General features: G+C 40.4%; 17 protein-coding genes and 2 pseudogenes. 12 read left to right on the forward strand and 7 right to left on the reverse strand.

Annotation, left to right across the window (positions count from 1 at the left end; all coding sequences use genetic code 11):
• Positions 1 to 7: 7 nt before the first annotated feature.
• A complete protein-coding gene (locus tag IQ31_RS26305; protein ID WP_145331258.1) occupies positions 8 to 286 on the reverse strand; it encodes a transposase in 279 nt (92 codons plus the stop codon).
• Between the two features lie 226 nt (positions 287 to 512).
• On the opposite strand from IQ31_RS26305, the gene IQ31_RS26310 reads away from it, so the two are divergent.
• From IQ31_RS26310 to IQ31_RS26335, 6 genes are all read left to right on the forward strand, one after another.
• Complete coding sequence (locus IQ31_RS26310; RefSeq protein ID WP_145331260.1) at positions 513 to 1361, forward strand: mechanosensitive ion channel family protein; 849 nt, start codon at positions 513 to 515, stop codon at positions 1359 to 1361.
• 74 nt (positions 1362 to 1435) lie between these two features.
• Positions 1436 to 3442 carry a BCCT family transporter gene (locus IQ31_RS26315; RefSeq protein WP_244294586.1) on the forward strand — a complete coding sequence of 669 codons (2007 nt, stop codon included), beginning with the start codon at positions 1436 to 1438 and terminating at the stop codon, positions 3440 to 3442.
• Between the two features lie 130 nt (positions 3443 to 3572).
• Positions 3573 to 4127, forward strand: a complete 555-nt coding sequence (locus IQ31_RS26320) for a hypothetical protein (protein ID WP_145331264.1) — start codon at positions 3573 to 3575, stop codon at positions 4125 to 4127.
• Positions 4124 to 6247 carry a cation:proton antiporter gene (locus IQ31_RS26325; protein ID WP_145331266.1) on the forward strand — a complete coding sequence of 708 codons (2124 nt, stop codon included), beginning with the start codon at positions 4124 to 4126 and terminating at the stop codon, positions 6245 to 6247. Before IQ31_RS26320 ends, IQ31_RS26325 begins: the two co-directional genes overlap by 4 nt.
• Positions 6248 to 6545: 298 nt before the next feature.
• Positions 6546 to 8747 (forward strand): ATP-binding protein, encoded by a 2202-nt coding sequence (locus IQ31_RS26330; RefSeq protein ID WP_145331268.1) that lies wholly within the window; start codon positions 6546 to 6548, stop codon positions 8745 to 8747.
• A gap of 171 nt (positions 8748 to 8918) precedes the next feature.
• Positions 8919 to 9281, forward strand: a complete 363-nt coding sequence (locus IQ31_RS26335) for a response regulator (RefSeq protein ID WP_145331270.1) — start codon at positions 8919 to 8921, stop codon at positions 9279 to 9281.
• A 90-nt stretch (positions 9282 to 9371) separates the two neighbouring features.
• On the opposite strand, the gene IQ31_RS26340 is transcribed toward IQ31_RS26335, so the two are convergent.
• The 3 genes from IQ31_RS26340 to IQ31_RS26350 all read right to left on the reverse strand — a co-directional run bounded on the left by IQ31_RS26340 (position 9372) and on the right by IQ31_RS26350 (position 11884).
• A complete protein-coding gene (locus IQ31_RS26340) occupies positions 9372 to 9737 on the reverse strand; it encodes a response regulator (protein WP_145331272.1) in 366 nt (121 codons plus the stop codon).
• A gap of 4 nt (positions 9738 to 9741) precedes the next feature.
• Positions 9742 to 11292, reverse strand: coding sequence for a PAS domain-containing sensor histidine kinase (locus IQ31_RS26345; RefSeq protein ID WP_070566529.1), 1551 nt, complete (start codon positions 11290 to 11292; stop codon positions 9742 to 9744).
• Between the two features lie 295 nt (positions 11293 to 11587).
• Complete coding sequence (locus IQ31_RS26350) at positions 11588 to 11884, reverse strand: hypothetical protein (protein WP_139145001.1); 297 nt, start codon at positions 11882 to 11884, stop codon at positions 11588 to 11590.
• Positions 11885 to 12083: 199 nt separating this feature from the next.
• Between IQ31_RS26350 and IQ31_RS26355 the strand changes: the two genes are divergently transcribed.
• Positions 12084 to 12557, forward strand: coding sequence for a DinB family protein (locus tag IQ31_RS26355; protein ID WP_070566524.1), 474 nt, complete (start codon positions 12084 to 12086; stop codon positions 12555 to 12557).
• On the forward strand, positions 12554 to 13561 hold the full coding sequence (locus IQ31_RS26360) for a S41 family peptidase (RefSeq protein WP_145331274.1): 1008 nt from the start codon (positions 12554 to 12556) through the stop codon (positions 13559 to 13561). The genes IQ31_RS26355 and IQ31_RS26360 overlap by 4 nt, the downstream gene beginning before the upstream one ends.
• 31 nt (positions 13562 to 13592) lie before the next feature.
• On the opposite strand, the gene IQ31_RS26365 is transcribed toward IQ31_RS26360, so the two are convergent.
• Positions 13593 to 15155 carry a TlpA family protein disulfide reductase gene (locus IQ31_RS26365; protein ID WP_145331277.1) on the reverse strand — a complete coding sequence of 521 codons (1563 nt, stop codon included), beginning with the start codon at positions 15153 to 15155 and terminating at the stop codon, positions 13593 to 13595.
• A 739-nt stretch (positions 15156 to 15894) separates the two neighbouring features.
• On the opposite strand from IQ31_RS26365, the gene IQ31_RS26370 reads away from it, so the two are divergent.
• The 4 genes and pseudogenes from IQ31_RS26370 to IQ31_RS26385 all read left to right on the forward strand — a co-directional run bounded on the left by IQ31_RS26370 (position 15895) and on the right by IQ31_RS26385 (position 20296).
• On the forward strand, positions 15895 to 17337 hold the full coding sequence (locus tag IQ31_RS26370) for a fimbrillin family protein (RefSeq protein WP_158638980.1): 1443 nt from the start codon (positions 15895 to 15897) through the stop codon (positions 17335 to 17337).
• Between the two features lie 263 nt (positions 17338 to 17600).
• The gene (locus IQ31_RS26375; protein ID WP_158638981.1) at positions 17601 to 18875 is read left to right on the forward strand and encodes a fimbrillin family protein; all 1275 of its coding nucleotides are present in this window, start codon (positions 17601 to 17603) and stop codon (positions 18873 to 18875) included.
• Positions 18876 to 18887: 12 nt separating this feature from the next.
• Positions 18888 to 19307 (forward strand): annotated as a pseudogene (locus tag IQ31_RS26380) (formylglycine-generating enzyme family protein); the annotation flags it as partial.
• Between the two features lie 80 nt (positions 19308 to 19387).
• Positions 19388 to 20296, forward strand: coding sequence for a fimbrillin family protein (locus tag IQ31_RS26385; protein WP_088161382.1), 909 nt, complete (start codon positions 19388 to 19390; stop codon positions 20294 to 20296).
• A gap of 75 nt (positions 20297 to 20371) precedes the next feature.
• Here IQ31_RS26385 and IQ31_RS26390 read toward each other — a convergent pair whose 3' ends face one another.
• Together IQ31_RS26390 and IQ31_RS26395 are read right to left on the reverse strand one after the other, a co-directional pair.
• Positions 20372 to 22102, reverse strand: a complete 1731-nt coding sequence (locus tag IQ31_RS26390) for a tetratricopeptide repeat protein (protein WP_088161383.1) — start codon at positions 22100 to 22102, stop codon at positions 20372 to 20374.
• A gap of 116 nt (positions 22103 to 22218) precedes the next feature.
• Positions 22219 to 22472, reverse strand: a pseudogene (locus IQ31_RS26395) (hypothetical protein); the annotation flags it as partial.

Below are 22472 nucleotides of genomic sequence, written 5' to 3' on the forward strand. Positions count from 1 at the left end.
AAAGGAATTAGTAAAGCTTTTTTTTTAGAAATTCGTTTTCTAGGCTTAATTCTCCAATACGAGCAAAGAGCTTTTCCGTCGGTATATTGCTATCTTTGGAATCTCCTGTATCCGTTGAAAAAACTTTGCTCATATTCCGGATGGCTTCTGCTTTCCATGCCGAAATCTGAGTCGGCAACAACTCATATTTCTTCGCTAAAACCTCTATCGTATCCTTCTCTCTGAGTGACTCCAATACAACTCTGCTTTTAAAATCTTTACTAAATGTTCTCCGTGTACGTGACATAATATTGCTAATTTAATCTATTTATTTCATACCTTAAATTTATGTCTAGTTTTAGGGGAGCAGCATACTTTAATGATTTCGACACTGTTTTTGGAAAGCGTTTTTTAACAAACAATTAGGCAAACTAATTGTTGAAATTATAATCATTGGTATATTAATTTGTGATTATAACAATAAATAAATATATTAAGCCCTACGCCTTACATTTTTAATAAAATATAACACTATGAACAATTTAGAATTGAACGACGTCCAGCAACATTGGAATAATTTTATTTCCTCAGCCATTGCCTGGGCACCACGTATTATTACTGCCGTAATTTCTGCTCTACTGATATATTTGATTGGATCATGGATCATTCGACTGGTCAAGCGCATGATTGATAAGGCTTTCGAACGCCGGCAGATGGATGTCTCCTTGCAGCGGTTTTTAAGTAATCTGATCAGCTGGATTTTAAATATATTGTTATTTATCGTTGTAGTCACACAGTTGGGCGTTCAAACCTCAGCATTTGTTGCCATTATTGGAGCTGCAGGTTTAGCCATAGGTTTGGCCCTGCAGGGATCTTTATCCAATTTTGCCGGTGGAATACTGATCTTATTATTGAAACCTTTCCGGGTAGGGGATTATATTACGTCTAGTTCAAATGTTTCGGGTACGGTCACCGAAATTGATATTTTCAATACCAAATTAAATACGCCTCAAAATCAGCAAGTGGTAGTTCCCAATGGGGTATTGTCTAATAGCAGCATTACAAATTATACCCAGTTGGGCACACGCCGCACTTGGTTCGATATTGGTGTGGCTTACAACGCTGACTTAAAACAGGCGAAAGAAATTCTGATGGAAGTGGTTCGAAATAATGAATATGCTTTTAAGGAGCCAGCTCCGCAGGTTGTGGTAACCGAACTTGGCGACAGCGCAATTAATCTTTCGGTGCGTGTCACCACGTCAAACGAAAACTTTTGGACGATGCAGGAACAGTTGATTATTAATTGTAAAGAGGCATTGGATCAAGCTGGTATTGAAATACCATTTCCACAAAGGGATATCCATATTCGCAGTAATGCGTGATTTGTGCGTAATAATGCATACGATAAACGTAATAATTGGTCGAAAGACCATATTGTAAACCAAATTTAATTCAAGTGATCTTGTCAAAATCGACATTTAATAAAGGAATCATTATTCCAAGCCTGCTCTTCATTATAGGGGTTTGCCTGCTAGCTGTGTTTTTTCCAACGTTGACGGTAAGTATTCTAGATACAATAAAACAGCTTATCTTTGTGAACCTCAATTGGGTATATGTCTGGGCTGTGACACTTTTTGTCATTTTCCTGGTTTACCTCATGTTTAGCAAGTTTGGTAATATCAAGCTCGGAAGTAACGACAGTAAGCCAGAATATACCTTCTTTTCTTGGATTTCTATGTTATTTGCTGCAGGTATGGGAATCGGATTGATGTATTTCAGTGTCGCAGAGCCGATGCAACATTTTTCGACCGAGGCTTTTGCCGGTAATCACTATATTAATCGAGCCAAAAATGCGCAGCTGTATACTTTTTTTCATTGGGGTATACATGCTTGGGCAATTTATGGTGTGGTCGGTTTGGCATTATCATATTTTGCATACCGCTATCGGCTTCCGCTTTCACTTCGTAGTTGCTTCTATCCTTTATTGAAAAACAAAATCAATGGAAAATGGGGTAATGCGATTGATGTATTTGCACTTTGCAGTACATTTTTCGGTATCACGACCACGTTGGGGTTCGGAGTGGTTCAAGTAAATGCTGGCTTGCAGACCCTGGGTCTAGTACCCGATAATAATTTTACCTATCAGATCATGATTGTTGGCGTGTTAACGATGTTGTCTATTTTATCTGCCACCTCAGGGGTCGATAAAGGTGTAAAGATATTAAGTAATATTAATATACTAACTGTTATTATCCTGTTGCTATTTGTTCTTTTCCTTGGACCTACGGTTTACCTTATTGGCAGTTTTACAGAAGGAATAGGCAATTATGTGAACAATTTCTTTAGTTTGACTTTTGATACACATGTTTATGACGAGGCAACATTACCCTGGTTTTATAACTGGACGATTCTATACTGGGCCTGGTGGATATCATGGTCTCCCTATGTGGGGCTGTTTATTGCTAAAATCTCCAAAGGGCGGACCATTCGTGAATTTATTGCTGCGGTACTTATTATTCCGACCATATTTAATTTTATCTGGATGTCTGTTTTTGGAAATAGTGCCATGTGGTTTGATATTAATATCGCTAAAGGTGCTTTGAGTTCTTTAGCAGATAATCCAGATGCCTTGATGTTTCGATTTTTAGACTACTTGCCTTTATCGGAAATTGTCAGTTATCTGGTTATCCTTATTATTATTATCTTTTTTGTGACCTCGGCTGATTCGGGTATATTTGTTATGAATAGTATTGCTACTAAAAATGCTCCAAAGTCTCCAAAATGGCAAATGGTTTTTTGGGGCGCTTTGTTGGCCATCTTAGCGCTCATGTTGTTGAACACGGGTGGACTGCAGGCATTACAAACTATGACACTTATAACAGCATTGCCATTTTCAATTATCATGTTGCTTTTTTGCGTCAGTTTGGTAAAAGCATTGACGATTGACCGAAGTTATTATGAGCGTGATTTTTCGGTGAGTACTGTGCCCTGGTCGGGCGAATTTTGGAAAGATCGCCTGCAACAGATTGTTTCTTTTAAAAGCCGTGAGTCGGTCGATGAATTTATGAGGAGTACAGTGAAGGCAGCGTTCGAAGATTTGCAGGATGAGTTTAAGGAGAATGGTATTGAATCAAAGATTCATGAGTTGGATAAACCAAATCGGATAGCGATTGAAATCCGTCACGACCTAATCAACAATTTTATATACGGGGTAAAGAACCAGTTTAAAGTGGTGTCGGATTATGTCGTCGAAGAAGAAAATCTCCCTGATATAGCCGATAAAAAAACTTATTTTCCGAAATCTTATTTTGGAGATGCTCGTGAAGGTTATGATATTCAGTACTTTACAAAAAATGAGCTGATAAGTGATGTTTTGAAGCATTATGAGCGCTTTTTAGAAATAATTTCAGAAGAAAAAAATGAAATGTTTATTAGCAGCAATGCCAACAAAAATCTTAGATGAGCAGCCGAAAATATTAATCTTTTTAAATTAAAACGTAAAGATTGTGTTCCGATCTGTTTTTAGCATTGTTAGAAAATACGTTCGGATATTAATAACGTAAAAAAGAATGAAAGTAAAGACTATAATTGATATGATATTGATTTTTTTTCTGGTCGCATCTTGCGATTCAAAAACAAAATCTGATCTACAGGAGAGAGAAAAAGTACTTGTTCAAAAAGAGCGTAAATTTGCTCAAAAAGAAGCCGAATACGAAGCATTGCTCAATATGAGAGATAGCTTGAGGCTAACCAAATCGAAGCTTCTTACCATTGATACCATAGTTCAGCGCTGGCCGGATTCGATTTCCGGACAATGGAATAGTCGGCTGGTATGTCGCTCGTCTAACTGCAGCAGTTATGTAATCGGTGATCAGAGAAACGAGCATTGGGTATTTTTTGCGGACTCCACCGGATTGTTTGTCAGGGCAACAAGCCATAATAAAAACATACAGCTCTTTAAAGGTACTTTACAAGGCAATCAAATCATTCTCAGTAAATTGCTTAATCGCGATACCGAACAAATGGCCAAAATGCAGATTAACCTCGAAATGTTAGGATCTAAGATCATCAAAGGAACGCAGATTATACAGACCAAAGCTGATTGTGAAGCAAATTTTTCTGTTGAACTTATACCAAACGAAAAATGATTATATCCAGTATACATCATCTTACATTCCCAATCGAGGATCCTTTGCTTAAGTTTTTTATAGAATTGCTGATTATACTACTGGTCCCACTATTGCTCAATAAAATTAAGATTCCGCATCTTCTGGGATTACTTGTTGCAGGCGCAGCCGTGGGTCCTTATGGATTCAATCTATTATCGCGCGATAGCAGTGTTGTAGTAACAGGAACAACAGGTCTGCTGTATATCATGTTTCTTGCCGGTCTGGAAATTGATATGGGAGATTTTAAAAAGAATAAATGGAAAAGTATTACTTTCTCCATCTATACGTTTGTAGCACCTTTTGTGTTGGGGTTTGCCGGAGGTTATTATATACTGCACTTTTCTTTACTGACATCGATTTTATTTGCAGCTTTATTCTCTTCGCATACCTTAATTGTATACCCCATGATCAGCGCCTTGGGGATAGCAAAAAATTCTGCCGTCAATATTACAGTCGGAGGTACGATGATTACAGATGTGCTTACACTTTTGGTATTGGCAGTTATCGTGGGGCTATCTCAAGGAGATGTAGGTGCTGCATTCTGGTTACAGTTGAGTATTTCCATGATTGTTTTTGTGCTTGTTGTGCTCTTGATTTTCCCTATAGTAGCTCGGTGGTTCTTTAAGCATGTGTCAGATAAGATATCGCAGTATATTTTCGTCGTTGTCATGATTTATTTAGCTTCGATATTAGCAGAGTTGGCTGGGATTGAATCAATTATCGGGGCTTTCTTTGCCGGACTTGCGCTTAATAGGCTTATACCGCACACCTCTTCGCTGATGAATCGTATAGAATTCGTTGGGAATGCCATTTTTATTCCATTTTTTCTGATTAGTGTAGGCATGCTAATTGATTTCTCAGCATTCATTAAAAGCTGGGAAACCTTGGGCGTGGCAGCCATTATGCTATTAGCATCTATTGGGGGTAAATACATTGCAGCAATGTTGATACAAAAAACTTATCGCCTGAGTAAGGATGAGGGTAGACTTGTTTTTGGGATGAGTTCGGCATCAGCAGCGGCGACATTGGCAACCGTTATGGTCGGCTATAATATAATTCTCGGCCAGACTGCTGAAGGAGAGCCTATTAGACTGCTTAATGAACATGTATTAAACGGTAGTATTCTCTTGATCCTGATTTCTTGTACGATTTCGTCTTTTGTGACCATGTCAAGTGCACAGCGGATCGCCGAAGAGGCTAGGGAAAATACCGTCGCTGGAGATAAACTTCCTGAGGCGCATATTCTATTACCTATTAATAAACAGGAGATGACGGAGAAAATGATTAATTTGGGAATGTTAATACGCACAAAATCAAATAACGATCAGCTCTTTGCCTTAAATATAATCAGCGAAGATAATAACGAATCTTCGGTGAAGAATGCGCAAAAAATCCTCGAAGCCGCGGTAAAGCTCGGTGCCGCGGCAGACGTAGAAGTTCAAGCAATTACGCGCCATGATAATGGCGTGGTAGGGGGAATTAATAATGTCATTAAGGAAAAATCCATTAGCGACCTGGTGATCGGCCTTGATAAGGAAAAAGGTTTTTCAACTTCTTTCATGTACAATTTGTACAATGGATATTTAAAAAATGAGCATGTCAACTTAATGATTTACAGTTCGGTACAACCTATTTCAACAATAAAAGAATATGTGGTGTTGGTGCCACCTCTAGCATATCAGGAATCTGGATTTTTCGAAGTATTATTGAAAATCTGGAATATTGCGCGTAATTCAGCCTCCTCTTTAAGATTCTATACCACCCAACATACCATTCAGATTCTACAACGTGTTGTCAAAAAATCCGCAATAGAAGCTTCGTTTTACACAATTACCAATTGGACCGAAGTAGATACCGTAATTCGTGAATTAAAGTCAAATCAGGGCTTGATCGTTCTCATGGCCGACCGTAACCGCTTTTCCTATAGATCCCCGGTACATACAATAACACAATTTTTGAATGAAAACCGGATAGAAAACAATTATTTGCTCATTTATCCGTACACGGAAAATGATGCGGGAACCGCGGAAAAGCGCGCTGTCAATAACCATCAAGATTTTGCCGAAATCGGCAAGTTAATACAGAAAGTCTTTCGCTAAAGCATATTTTTTAGTCTAGTAGAAGCAGGAAGTAACTCTGCTTTTCAGCTTTTTAGACTAAGGGTTTTGCTCACAGACTATATGTACTTATTCCGCATTAAGCTATCCATTACTGGGGGGGAGGAATTTTGTGAAAGAGCTCGAAAAGTCGGGCAGTTCGTTTTTACTCAGGTTCTAAAGTGAAAGTTGCAGGTTTCGATAGGTCAAAATATTTTTGTAACTTAGTAAACATATGATAGCGTTGATGGAGAATAGCACTGTTGATTTTACCATAATTTATTAATATATCAGCAGCTTTATGCGTGAAATTAATTGTCATGAGGAAAAAATTCACCTGTGTGGAAATATACAGTCTTTTGGGTATTTATTTATCTTTGAAGACGATAAGTGTATCGGGGTAAGTGAAAACTGTGCCGCTATTGCAGGTGATGAATACTCCGCAATGCTGGGCATGACTGTAGATGATGTTCTTCATCGGATAGTTCCTTCATTTGAACTTCGAGGAGAGAACATTGAACAGGCTGTTTCTGACAGTATGTTTGCCAGGTATTCCGATCGGGTGACTATCCATCAAGACGATTATTTTTTAAGTCTCTATAGGTATGATGGCAAAATTTTTCTTGAAATAGAAGCCTGCAACCCTCTTGCTGTCAAAACGACCAAATTATATTATTATGCAAAGCATTTAGATGACCGTAGCGGGGGCAACTCTTGCTGGCAGGCATTGACTGAATTGATTAAGGACATTATTCACTATGACCGGGTGATGGTGTATCGCTTTTTGGAAGATAATAGTGGACAAGTTATTGCAGAGAGCAAGACTGCTGATCTGGAATCGTTGATGAATTATCGTTATCCGGAATTCGATATTCCTGCACAGGCGCGCGAGCTTTACCGTATTTTTCATGCCCGCCATACGGCGGATGTCAATGCGGAAGCGATTCCGCTGATGGGGCGGAGTGCCGATGATCTCGATCTTACACGCTGCAGCCTTCGGGCACTTTCACCCATGCATTTACAATACCTTAAAAATGCCGGCGTAAAGGCGAGTGCAAGTTTTAGCATTATCGTGGACGATGAGCTCTGGGGGCTTGTTGCCTGTCAGAATCGAGAGCCAATGCATGTCGATCTTTCACAGCGCCATCTATGTACTTTTCTTACACAATACGCTGTAAACAATTATCTGGCAGATTTTCAGAAGAAACAGGTGAAAGTTCAGAAAAATCTATCGCAGCTGAAGCATGATCTAAAAAGTGATTTGTTGGTCAAGCGCGACTTGTATGACGTGTTGGAAAAGTATGCCGTGCGTATTATGGAGGTAATGAATGGGCACGGTCTACTCATTAAACGTGATCGTGCGATCATGATGGTGGGTGAGGTGCCTGATAAAAAAATGCTCCGAGAAATTGATAAAAAAATAGCCACTGCAGAGTTTTTTGCGACTGATAGATTTAAGGAGGATGGTCCTTCCGAAGATGTTGAAATGTTTCCCGGTGTATTGCGCATCAGTATTCTGCCCGCAAATAACTGGTACTTATATGTTTTTAGAAAAGAACGCCTGATAGAAGAGACTTGGGCAGGGAAGCCGGAAAAAGTGATGCAGGTAGACGAAGATAGAAAGATTACCTTTCCTTCGCCACGTTCTTCTTTCGAGGCATGGAAAAAAATTACAAAAGGAAAAGCCGAAAAATGGCAATCTTCAGAACTCGCTTTTATCGAAAATATTACACAGATTATACAACAAGCGGTAGCACAGCGTGGGGGAGAGATTGATGAATTGAACAAGAAACTGGTGCGATCCAATAATGCGCTTGATACGTTTGGCTACACGCTGACCCATGATCTTAAAAATCCGCTGACGACGATACAACTCACTGCGCAAATGTTGCTCCATAAAAAAGACATCTCTGACGAACTGCTTGCAAAGTCAATGAAAAATATCTTGGAGGGGACGCAGCTGATGCGGGATATGATGGATAGAGTTTACCAAATGTCAAAGGTAAATCATGTAGACTTTGTGTTCGAACCAATTAATCCGCAGTCCAAGATTGTCAATATTGTTGAAAATTGCAAACAGCAATACCAAGTCCCGCATTTAGAATTTATAATGGGTGAAACACTGCCTGTATTGGGGGAGAGAACATTGATCTATCAATTATTTCTGAACCTTGTTGGCAATGCCATAAAATACAGCAGTAAGAGGCAAAACCCGCAAGTATCCGTTGAGAGCATGCGGCAGGGAAATACGGTCCGGTATGATATCAAGGATAATGGAATCGGAATTGATTTGAAGGAGGGCGACAAAATTTTTGAAATCTTTGCCCGAATGGCCAACTCAGAAGGTTTTGAAGGTTCGGGGGTGGGCCTTTCCATTGTTAAACAAATTGCGAATAAGCTCAACGCAGCTATTCACGTGGAAAGCGAATTAGACGTCGGTACTACATTTTCGGTCGTCTTCAAAGATATACCTGAAGCAGATCGTATGCATTTAGTATCTTAAACAAAGGAGCGTAGACTTTTATCCAATAAATTGTCTATCTTGTAAAATCTCAAAGAAAGATTATATAAACGGTTTGGTAACCAACAATCTGCCCAGCTTAGGTCTATATTTTAAATCTCCCCCACAAGACCATATTTTTCAATCATTGCGGTGTTTTTAAACAATCAAAAAATGAAAAAGAAAATTGTTGTTTGTGATGATGATGCCACCATCCTTCACGTTTTGGAGCTGGCTCTAAAGAATGAATTTAGAGAGGTTTATTTAGTGTCAAAAAGCAGAGAACTTATTGCTTCTGTCGAAGAAATTGACCCTGATATTATACTATTGGATATTGAAATGCCATGGTTGTCAGGTGGCGATATCCTTCGTGAACTCCGGAGTTCAGAAAAACATCAAAATATTCCGGTGATCATGATGTCTGCGAGTTCGCGTGGGAAGCAGCTTGCTTCTGCATGTGGAGCCGACGCTTTTTTGGCCAAACCATTTGAACTGGACGATCTATTACTTCTCGTGGATAAAATGGGCCAAGCGTAAGCGTTTAGCTTTGAATGATCACATCAGCTGCATAAAAGCACTTTCCATTAAAAAGTGCTTTTATGTGCCTGGCCAGCGTGTATTTGGGGACTAGGTTTTTAGTATGCTATTAATTTTATCCGTAATATCGGTTAAATCAAAGGGTTTAGCAATAAAGCCATTTGCGCCTAAGTTCCCTGCTATTTCAGGTCCATCGACGCTTGCCGATAGCACAATGATAGGAGTTTCTTTGATTTCAGGCGTACTGCGGATAATTCTGATCAGCTGGTCACCAGAAATTATGGGCATCCAGAGGTCTAGCAGCAAGAGGTCTGGTTTATGCAAAATTAATTGCTTTGTCAAGTGCGTGCTATTTATTTCGCATATGACATGATATCCTTCTAGTTCTAAAAAAAGCTCCAGCATCTCGAGTATTCCTCGGTCGTCATCACAGATCATTATCTTTTTAGGCTGCATATTTTTATTTGTTGTTTACAGTGGGTAATGTGAAATTAAATGTGGATCCTTCTCCTGGCTCGCTTTCGACCCACAGTGTTCCTTTGTGGTGTAAGATAATCTCATGCGAAACATAGAGCCCAATGCCTAAACCCGGAAACTTTTTCTGTATATGGCTGACACGGAAAAATCGCTCGAAAATTTTTAGTCTATCCTGGTAGCTTATGCCCATGCCATAATCACGTACAGAGATTTTAACAAAGTTGGCTACTTTGTGGATACTAACCTCAACTTTTTTCGATTCGGGTGAATATTTAATAGCATTGGAGAGCAGATTGTTCAGCACTTGGATAATCTGGAGCTCGTCGCCCTCGACGATACTACCTGTATTTCCTATAAGGTGGATGTCAGAATCAGGTGCCGCCAATCGCATGCTTTCGACGGCATCCTGGATGGTCTTATCGATCTCAAAAGGCTCCATGTGCAGCTCAAGATTTCCAGATTGAATTTTAGACGTATCTAAGAGTTTTGCTATTAGCAAGTTCAAGCGATCGATATAAACCGTGATTTTATCTAAAGTTGAGACATACTTCGGATCGGTGTTTTCGGCACTCAATCGCTGTAAGATCTGGAAGAGACCCTTAATTGTTGTGAGCGGAGTCTTAAGTTCGTGGCTTGCAATGGACAGGAAATCATCTTTACGCCGATCCTGCTCCTTCTTTTCAGTAATATCTTCGATGGCGATTAGGATCCTATCTTTATACTGGCCCTCGAACTCAATACGATAAGCATTTAGCAGCATGACTTTTCGGCCAATATGAGGAAAGATATGATCTACCTCATAATCGATAACCGGGTTATTGGTAGGCAATATCTGAGTGAGCATCTCTTTTAACGAAGAAATATCCCACTGCTGATTACCGAGGTCAAATAATAATTTTCCTACCGTTTCTTCTGTGGTGACTTTAAATGAGTTTAAAAAATGCCTATTGGCGCTCAGGACGATATATTTGGCATCGAGTACCAAGAGACTTTCTCGTACTGTTTCAATAATACTGGACAGAAAGCTTTCTTTATCTTGTAGCTCCTTGGTTCTTTGCTGTATTTTGAGCTCCACATGGGACTTCTCTTCACGAAGATCATGCTCCGCTTTTTTTCGATCACTGATATCATTTTGAACACCAATAAAATGAGTTACCTGACCTTCTTCATTCTTCACTGGTGAAATAAAAAGTTCATTCCAAAAAAGCGTTCCATCCTTACGATAATTTCGAATTTCAATTTTACATTCTTCGCCACGCTCAATTGCTTCTTTAATAATCTTACGTTCGGCTTGCGAACGGTCCTGAGCCTGTAAAAATCGGCAATTGTGGCCAATAATTTCATCGTGGGCATAACCACTGATGGTTTCAAAAGCTTTATTGCAATAAATGATGGGATTATCATATTGCAGATTGTCTGTAATTATAATACCCGAATAGGCAGAATTCAATGCTTTTAGATAAAGATCTAAATCATTGTTCTTGTTTTCAGTACGTTGCGTTGAATTGTTGATGCAGGAAGCATTTTTTTTCATATATTTTAAACTCCCATATTAATTAAGGTGTCCCAATTTAGTCGATAATTTTGAAATTGAAGCGGATTTTGGCATGTCTAAATTCAAAACCCGTATAAATCCCTGCTGAAAATATAAGAAAATATAAATCAGTGCAAAAGATAGCAGGACACCTATTTTTGATCTGACTGAACCGATGTAACTGGAACGCGGAACTGCGGGCATTTATTGTCGCGGTTAAGCGCTGTATACTGAGCTTGGGCACTTTTTTAGCTGTAGAAATCGCTTATACTGCAACTGTTTCCGTATCACTGCCTTATTGATGTCTATTGCCTTTATGGTAATACGAAATGTGTTTGTTGATCCCTTGCACCGCATTATTTCTGTCGGGCGATACCCTGACGGGGGCATATTGCAACGATACAATATCCATGCTGTCGATTTCGGGCATGTTAAGGGGGCGGTACCAAGAAGGTGGGTTCGTTAGATTGCCCGTCTCTTTGCGATCTGTTTGTTCTGTTGATTCGTGTACAGAACGCTGTTTCCAGCGTCTGTAAATGAGCAGTGCTGCTCCGGCAACTGCCGTGATAACGAGTCCGATTTGTGCTTTCATACTTTCTTTTTTAAGAATTGAACCATTTCCTTTCAAATTGAACAATACTCAAATCAAAAAGTTCAATAAAAAAAGAATCAGCGTCTGCAGGTGCCATTGGAAGAAATTGATGTATAGCATCCGATTGCCGTAAATAAGCTTTGACAGTTTTAAAGATTCAGCTTATTTTTGCGTACAAAACACAGACAGTTAACAGGACATGGAATCACTTTTTCGCGCATGGAAAACGAGCCGAATGGCTTACCTCAAATTCTTTGAAAACTATTCTTTGGAACAGCTCAATCGCATTCCTGATGGCTTCAGCAACAACCTGATCTGGAATATCGGGCACATCATTGCCACACAGCATAAATTAATCTATATCGGATCTGAGGTAGAAGGACATATCCCTGAGAAAATCTTCAACAGCTACCAATCCGGAACAAAGCCTTCAGCAGCGGTATCGCAGCAGGAAGCTGATCTGCTGAAAAGATTGCTCCTCGAACAGATTGAACCGACCATCCGTGATTTTAACAACAAAAAGTTTGTGACCTATCAGCAACGCACAACGGGTACGGGCTTCCATCTCACTTCAATAACGGATGCCTTCGAATGGAACAACTTTCATGAAGGCCTGCATTTGGGTTATATGATGAGTATAAGGAAGTTTATTGCTACAAAAATTCCAAGATGACCAGATTGTTTTTATTATTATTACTTTTATTTTCTTCGAGATATGCGTTTCCGCAAACGTTTAAAAATGACAGTGTAAAATCATTTGTTGATAAATCGATTGAACTTATATCGGCCAATTCAATTCATAAAGAAAACCTTGAGGTTATTAAACGTGAACTATACAATAAAGCCCAAAATTTAAACTCGATTGATGAAGCCGCAACATTATATGAAGCCGTATTTAGGCAGCTCAACGATTATCATGGCGGTCTTAAATACAAAGGAAAAACCTACGGATGGAATAATCCTCATGTGATGACCAATGTTTATCTGAAAAATAGGCTTAACACGGAGAAGAGTACGTTTAGTGAGGTGATTGATCATAAAATAGGATATCTCCGAATAGTTGGAAACAGTGATTTTGCGTTTAAAAAAGTTGATAGTATCGCTGATGATATTGTGACCCATATCAATGGGATCAATTCAGCAGAAATTAAAGGCTGGATTATAGACCTGAGATTAAATACCGGAGGAAATATGTATCCGATATTACTCGGACTGAAAGAGTTTATCGGAAACAATGTACACTTTGGAGGTTTTAGGGACGCTGGTAATCAATCTACAGGCGACTGGGAAATTAAGGCGGGAAAGTTGCTGATAGATGGAAATATGCTGGACAGAAAATCAGCGTTGATCTATCCGATTGCAAATGATGTTCCATTGGTTATTTTGACCAGCTGCTATACGGCAAGCGCGGGTGAAATGACTGCCATATCCTTTATTGGACGAAAAAATACGTTTATTGTAGGGGAAAAGACCGCAAATTATACAACCGCGGTGCAGGGGTTTAAAATAAATGATCATGCGGGCATTAACTTGTCAACAGATTATGTGGTGGACAGGAATTTAAAAGTTTATAAATCCTATATTTCGCCTGATTTTGAAGTCGTGGGAGACGACAACCTCACAGTGCTGGAAAAGGATCGTAAAATAATCAAGGCCCTGGAACTTTTGGGCCAATAGCAGGCGTATGAGCTGTTCTCGAAATCTGCCGCTATTGGAGCAACGTATTGATTTTATCTTTTGCGGTTAGTGGTCGCAGGTGGTTTCCTGTTTCTAGAATTGTGCCGTCTCGGTCTATCAAAAGGTAAAATGGTATGCCGCTGACCTTGAATAGGTCTCGAATGGAGCCGCTCTGTTTGGCTGATAGGAAATAATGCTGTCCGCCCAGATCATAGCTACTAACCGTTGCCTTGTACTTGTCCTGATCTGAATCAAGACAGAGGTATACAAACGAAACGTTTTTGTTCTGAAAATCGGCTTCTATTCGTTTGGAGTTGGGAAATTCACTCAAGCAGGGGGCACACCAGGTCGCCCAAAAATCGACGTAGATTACTTTACCTTTGTTGCTTTGTAAGATATCTTCCATGATCTCTTGGATCGGAGAGGATTGCATATCCTTTAGAATAGCACGGCTATTGAGTTCAGGATGCTCGACTCGGGCTTTTGTAGCAAGGTATTCCTGCTGCAGTGGATCCCGCAGAAAGGGGGAAGTAATATGTCGGGTGACAATTGTAATAAATTTTTCGTAGGTTTTGAAATCCTGTTTTCGAAAACTTTTTGAAAAGTGATGGCTCAGCATGATTTCGCGTAAGAGCGGATCGCTCACATAATTAACTATCCCGTGCAATTGTAGTGAGTCAGCAATAGTAGTGGACGCAAACCGTTCCCCACTTGGTGTAATTCCCCAATTTGCGTCGCTCGTTTCCTCAAATCTCCGTCTTTCGTTAATATAATAATCATAAAATGAGGAAAATGTAGATACCGCATTTGTGTTCATTAAATGGCTTTTTTCGAGTGGAAGACGCTTTACCAACTTGTCGTAAAATCCTATGGGGATAACAAAGGTGGTATCCATGGGGCCTAGATTATTGGCTCTTTTGTGATCTATGGAATAAAACTGGATGTTATCGTAATAAGGAGTTTCTGTCTCAAAAAGAGCCCAATTTTTACTTTCAGCATTTGGGCTATAGGTATGGACAAACTCGTCATACAACGCTTTGCCTTTTTGGCGTACGGTATCGTTGAATCGCATATACTGTACGGGATCGTAATTTTTTACGGCATAAAAATTCTTATTTTGGTCGTAGAGTTCACTAGCAAAATAAAGATTTTGGAATTGTGCGATCTGGGTATTGGTGGCGGCGGAAGTCCCGGCAAATTTGACTGTGCGCAAAAGGGAACTTCTTTGGTCAGAATTACCATCAAAAGAGACCCAAAGACTGTCTTGGGGATGAAGAACAATGCTAAAATTCGTCCGATAGCCTAGCCAAACCTGCGTAGGTATATATAAATCCACCTCCGCATAAAAATCACCTTTATCGTTGACCTTGGGGTAAATGGTGATCGCAGAAAGTCCCAGCCGATTCAGGGTTATATTCAAGGGTATCAAAGGATCATAATGTATAATCTTTCCTTGTACAATTGCTTTTTCGGCCCTTTCTTGTGCACTACTGATCGAACAGACTATACATAATAGGATGAGTAGAAATCTGGAAAAAAGATGTATTTTTTGCTCTTTTAAAGGTTTTTTAGGTTTTGGGATTGTGGCAAGCATGCTTAGGTTATTTAATTAAAGATAAAAAAAAATCGGATCTTTAGCATGATGCTCTTCCTGTTTTCTTATACCTGTATTTTTTATCTCGCGATAAGGTTTGGGGGGAGATATTTTGTGTTTATGCGACAGGTTGCGAGTTGGTAAATAGTAACAGGTACATATTGATTAAGAAATTTACTTAATTGTTGCTGGAAGTAATTCTTTTATAGCTAAAACAACTAAATCCGGATCGCTAATCTGTACCAAATGAGCACTATGTTAAGTATATTATACCGAGGGTAGTGCTGGTAAGTCTACCGTTTATAAAATTGATGGCGCAACGGCTGTGGCCTCGGCTGGCTAAACCACCGATGGTAAGGCGGCGATAAGGGGTGTTTACAGAATCCCTGTAAATAATTAGCGGACTCACATTTTTTTCAAACAAACAAGGTCTTCCTAAGCAGGAAGACCTTGTTTGTTTGAAAAGGTTGTGAATCAATTATAATGTACTTGGTTTTCACTATCTGAGATAGACTGTATTGACACTGTATAGGGATTGTCTACCTTCTGTCCACCGCTATAATTGTGATGTTAGGATGGTTTTAAGCTAATTTTGGACTTGTAGTTAAATGCCATTTTGGATCTTATGCCTTAAGATTAAATTGTTCGCAACACTTGGGGAATGCGATGTGTGCTGCATGTCAGGGCGATGGAAATTAGGGGGTACCTTGCTGGAAAATGATGTTGAAATATGAAAAGGATGTATAAAATAGTATATTTTTTGCTTGCTGTATTTAGCTTATTAAGTTGTAAGCAGTCGGATAATTTACCGCTGGAGATGAGTGATATTTCACTTAAAATAGGGGTTCGAGCTGCCCATGCTGGTCTGAGTAATTCAAGTGTATGGGCCGATGGTGACGAGATGGGATTATTTATGATGGCGAGTGGACAAAGCAATCTGTCCTTGGGCATGGAATACAATCGTAAATATACCTATAGTGCTGGTGGAGCCGCTTTCTTTTTATCGGGCCAACCGATTTATTATCCAACTACAGGGCAGGTTGATATTGTGGCTTATGCGCCCTATCGCCAAGTAACTGGTAATACACTTTCCATAGATCTTTTGGATCAACATGATTTAAGGAGCCTAGATCTACTTTATAGCAATAGTAGTATTGGAATTGTGAAGAGCAAGGAGGAGGTGGATCTCAATTTTAAGCATATACTTTCCAAGATCAACTTTAACTTGACTGCTGGTTTGGGGGTTTCTCCTGTCGTACTCTCATCAGCGCAGATTTCTCTCGCAGGCTTTTCTTCCGACGCTACCTTCAATTTGGCGACTGCAGTCCTGCACAATGCGAATGCCTCGGGCACAATTCATGTGGGAACTAATCGTTCGGCTATCCTGCTACCTCATACCGGAACGGGTGGTCGGGTGTTAACCATTCAACTTGGAACGCAACAGATGCATTATACTTTTCCGGTAACTGATGCATTTGAGCAAGGAAAGGAATATAATTATACCATTACCGTTAAGAATAAAGAGATAGAAGTGCAACGTGCAGCTATTACCGATTGGCAAACAATAGGTCAGGTTACGGAGACCGAGCCGGTTGCTGCTGACCTGGTGTGGATACCCGAAGGTAGTTTTCTGATGGGAAGCCCCAATACCGATACAGATGCCAGTGCCAATGAAAAGCCACAACACTGGGTGCGTTTTGAAAAAGGATTTTACATGAGCAAATATCTGGTTACAATTCAAGATTACTGTGATTTTATTAATGCGAGCAATGTAACCATGCCTTCCAGCGGATATATTGCTAATGTGCCGCTCAATGGGAATTGGGTCAGGGGATTTGTCGCTAATAATCAGTATAATGTACCTCGCTACAATGGGACGAAATGGGTTCCCCCGGCTGGTTTTGAACATTATCCTATGATGTTACTTACGTTTGACGGGGCTTTGGCTTATGCGAAATGGGCTGGAGGTACCTTGCCTACTGAGGCACAATGGGAGTATGCCTGTCGTTCGGAGACAGCAACGCGATGGTCTTTTGGTGATGATGAGAATCAGTTGGCCAATTATGCTTGGTATAATCAAGGTAGTTCACAGTTTGACGTTGGAAGTAAGTTGCCTAATCCTTGGGGGCTATATGATATGCATGGTTTGGTGGCAGAATATTGTTTTTCTGCGGGTGATTAGCCGCCTGGCGCACAAAATCAAACGGATGCACTCCTTGGACCGGGACCGGCCAACGAGGCAGAAGCGAATCATGCGTTTCGAGGAGGAAGTTATGACATGGCGAGTTTTACAGCAACTCATACGAGAGCTGCCTACCGTTCATTGAGAGAAGCTTCTTATTTCAGTAACATGCTAGGTTTTCGCATTGTTATTAACCCTTAATTTATGCAACATAGCACCGAATTATGTATAGTAACCTCATAACAGTTTTAAGTAGAAAATATTTGTTTCAATTTTTTCTGTGTTGTTTTATGCTGATGTCCTGTCAGGAGAAATTAGATTTAGCTGTCATAGATCCTAATTCGGGGCGTGGGAATATGGCGTTTCAGATTGGAATCATCAATAACACGAAAGTTGATGATAATCAAAAAAATGTGACAAAAGCCACTTTGCAGTCCAGTAAATCGAACGGTAATATGGCATTAACTCCCCCAGTGTCTGCGAGCGATTTTACCGCAAGTTTTAGCGCTGGCGATACGATAGGCATCTTTGTTGTGCCAGCGGGTCAACCATTAACTGCTGGAAATAGCCTGATCGCTAATGCCAAATTGTCTTTTAACGGTACTAAATGGATGGGTGCCGTCAATTGGCCGGCAGGTACCAGTTTTGATTTTTACGCTTATTATCCTTATCGTGTGGGGCTGACAAATCCTGCTTCAATCAGTTTCTCGGTCAAGAAAGATCAAACTATATGGTCGGATTTTCAACAGAGTGACCTGATGTTTGCAAAAGCCGAAGCCATCAACTTGGGCGCTACGGTGCAGCTTGATTTTAAACATCTGTTGAGTTTGGTACAGGTAGAGCTTGAAGCAGGAACGTCGAAAGCCTCTAGTCCGGATGTTGATATGGTCGTTAACCTGACGAATATTATTTGTGATGGGCATTTGGCGCTAGCGAGCGGCACTTTCACCCCGCTATCCGGGCAGCAGAGTAGTGTACGTATGTATCGCGTGGAGCAGCCCGATGATACCGATTATGAAACGAAGTTTACCTATCGTGCACTTTTGCCAGCTCAGATGCTTGAGGGTGGTAAGCGGAGCTTATTTCTGAGTCAATCGGGTCAATCCTATATCCAGCAGCAGAAGAGCTCTTTACAGCTTTTAGGGGGCACCTCACATCGGATAGACGTGCCTCAACTCAAAAATCTCTGGCGAGCGGTATGGATTCCTGCAGGTACTTTTCAAATGGGTAGCCCAGCTACTGACCCCTATGCAGATGCGAATGAAAAGCCACGGCATTGGGTAAAATTGACCAAAGGTTTCTATATGAGCAGGTATGAGGTTACCGTTGCCGAGTATGCTGATTTTCTAAATGCGATGAATATCGTTGGAGGGGGACTTTCTGTACATGTCCCGCTCGATGGAAATATGGTACTCGCTTTTTCCGTATTTCAAAATCTAGTAAGTCAGCCTCATTACATAGATGGAAAATGGAAAGCATTACCAGGTAGTGAAAATGTGCCTATGGCGGTTGTATTTTTTGAGGGAGCCAAAGCTTAGGCAGCCTGGGCAGGAGGTGCGTTGCCTACGGAAGCGCAATGGGAGTACGCCTGCCGTGCGGGTACGGAAGATCGCTGGTTTTTTGGCGATGACCCTGCCCAAATTAACAGTTATGCTTGGACTAACCTGCAAGGGACGGGGCTAAAAAGTGCCGCTGTTGGTACCTTGAAACCCAATAGATGGGGATTGTATGATACCTATGGCAATGTAGCGGAATGGTGTCTCAGCAATGGTCCCTATCCGTCTACTGCAACGACAATGGAAACAGCTGTTGTAGATCCATCCATTCCGGATGCTACATCAACTAACCGCTTTGCGCGCGGGGGGAACTTTAATAATGGTTTGATTTATGCGCGCTCAGCGGCTAAAATACAATCGTTGGTTTCTTCTTCGACCTACCTTATCGGATTTCGTATAATAAAGTATAGATAAAATAAGCTTGTCTTAAGACCATAGCGTATTGCCGTAAATCACACTGTCATAACTAATAAATTAAAAAGTGAAAATTAAATATGAAAACACAATTGTTAACAGCCTTTTCGGCAGCAGTCCTGTTACTCGGGGCCTGCGCCAAAAATGATACACCTGATGTGGAACATGAGGTGATCAATTTCAGTGGACAAATTAGTCAGCTTAAAGCAACAAGTAACCCTTCGGGGGCGAGTACAGTATGGGCTTCGGGCGATCAGATCGGTATTTTTATGGTTAATCATGGGACCACGACCATAAGCGAAAATAGCAGCAATCGCCAGTACAACTTTAATGGGACTCTATTTGCTCCAGCAACGGGACAGGGGATTTATTACCCTGTTTCGGACAGCAAAGTGGATTTTGTAGCGTATTATCCTTTTGTACCCACAGCTTCTTTGTCGACAGTGCAGCCAATCGATGTTTCCTCGCAAAATGACCTGAGCAAAATTGATTTTCTTTGGAGCAAAGCAACAAATGGCGTGAATGGATTCAATAAAAGCTCCGGAACTCAGGTTCCACTCGTTTTTGACCATAAGCTCAGTAAAGTGGTTATCAAACCTACTGCAGGAACTGGTCTGGATGCTTCCAACGCTGATTGGTCCGCGATGGGAGTTAAGATAAAGGGTATGCAAACCATGTCGAGCATTGACCTGAGCACAGGGACACTGGGAGCAGCAAGTGGCCCTGCAGATATAAGCCCCTTTGTAAAAGCTAGCGGATCAGCCTATGAAGCTATTGTGCTTCCGGCTACCTACGCAACGGCCGGAGCTGTGCGCTTCACCTTTGAGATAGGTAACGATACCTATGCTTGGGCAAGTCAGGCGAACGAACAATTCGAGCCTGGCAAAGAATATACTTATACGATTACAGTGCATAAAACAGGCGTCGTATTGGGCAATGTAACCATTAAAGATTGGGATACCGTTAGCCGTACAGGTACGGCAGATTAAACTTGGACCTACTCTTTAAATTGTATTTTTCCATTTGGGCTGATTAATAGGATAATCGGCCCATTTTCTTTTTTATCAGGAAGAATAAGTGGCCCCCAATTTTTTTTTAAGGCGCTGTTTCGCTTTTTTTATACCCTCTATAGAGATGCAAAGAAGCTCACTCATACTCGCATTACTCAGCTCAAGCTTCTGTAAGGCTAATATACGGAGGTCGTTTTCGGTAATTTTTGCATGTTCATCTTTCATCTGTTGTAAATAGTCAGGGTATACCTGGTCAAACGTATGCCTAAACCTTGCCCATCGGTCGTCTGTCATAATATGTGTTTCCATTAAGGCATTGAGGTTCGCTTTTACTTCGGCAATATAGGTTGGATTTTGATTCTCTTCCTTTTTTAATTCCTCACGCAGCTGTTGAATCGTGATGTCATTTTGCCTGACAGTATCCGTAAATTCGCTGAGCGAGTTTTTTAATATGAGGAGTTCTTGATCGACAAGCTGCTTCTTGTGGTTAAGTTGGAGTTGTTCCCTTTCAAGATTTGCGTTACGTATTTTGATGTTTGCCCTCGACCTATTGATTAATAGAATAACGATAGCAAAAATTAAGACAAGTAGAAGACTCATAAATTGATAAGTACTTTTTACTTTTTGTCTTTTCTCTGCTTCGGACAGCAAGGCGCGGTTATATTTTTCCTGTTCACTCTCCCAGATGATTTTCTGCAACTCTTTGATATTTGTTCTTTTCTCCAATGAATCTCTCAACAATATATAGCGGTTTAAATAGTGAAGTTGTTTGCTCTGCTGTCCTAATCCATGCGAAATCGCAGCTAATGATTTGGCTGCATCCATCTTATATTTCAGAAAGTAGGGTTTGTCTTCCATAAGATGTTCACTCGCCTCTATATGTTTTTTTGCAAGTTGCCATTCCTGCTGGTCAATATACCAGCTTGCTAAAATTAGATTTGCCCGCATGGCATCATTGGGCTCGTGATACCGTAATGAGAGGTCAATATTTTGTTTGACCAGTTCGATTGCTTTTTTTTTATCTCCTGCTTCCCAACTATAATCCGCCATGTTGCCGGATATAATTCCAATCCACACAGAATCTTTTGCTTGTTGAGCTTCGGCCATGGCCTGTTTTAGGTATTTAAGCGCTTCAGGAACAGGATTGTCTACCGATAGGTAGACAGCTATTGAATTGAGTAGATCAATCCGTGCTCTTGAAGCAGGTCTTGCAAAAGGCAAAGCTTCATGAAGATAGTTTACAGCTTTTTTCTGGTCGCCGATATGATTAAAAAAGCTCGCCATAAATTGATAGTGTTTTACGGGCAATGGTATTTTTTTTCTGTCTATTCTGGCATTTAGATCATTGGCTCGTAAGAAATAAGGGAAAGCATCGATGACCTTGCGGTATACGAAATTATAATAGCCCTGTCGTATATTTCCGATCATCTCCAGTTCTGGGTTCGGATGCGCTTCGATTAAGTTTCTGGCGTATTTGTAATATTGGTCAGAAAGAGCATTTGTATGGTCGAAAGCAACGGAATAACCATCTGCCATGAGCATATAATAGGCCCATTCTAGGGGAATACTGTTGTGCTGTTTGGCTAATGTTTTTATGGGCTCTAATTCCTTTTTCAATAAAGTGGTGTCGCGATTAAAGTGGCTTGGAAGGTTTAACACGGCTTCTATCTGCTGCAATGGATTTTTTATGGCTTGTATTTGGGTGATAGACTGTGCATTTAGTAAGTCAGTGCTTTTAAAAAATATAATGAGTATAAGTGAAATGTAATACCAATAGACTTTCATCCTCAATAGCGTGAATTTAACGGTTAATATCACATGTGTCCTAAATAAATTTTAGGATTGGATTTCTGTGGTACAGGCATAGCTTTTTTCATCATTTCGATATTGACCCCTATTTTTCAATCTGCGAAGATCTTTAGCTGTCCCTTTTTTCCTTTTATAGGCGGCCTGAAAAAGGGATCATCTATCCATTGCCAGATGTTTATTTTCACGAAGATATTCATTCTGATGAATGCGACCAGATTGGACAGGTTCCAGTCATATTTGGCCTTTTTTTGCAAGTATTTTAACAGTAATATGCCAATGAGTGAAGTCCAGATCTGGATCATCACTGCATTTTCAGAAGTCCCTATGAATGTCGATACTTTTAAGC

The organism is Sphingobacterium siyangense (genome assembly GCF_007830445.1).
GTDB classification, from domain to species: Bacteria; Bacteroidota; Bacteroidia; order Sphingobacteriales; family Sphingobacteriaceae; genus Sphingobacterium; species Sphingobacterium siyangense.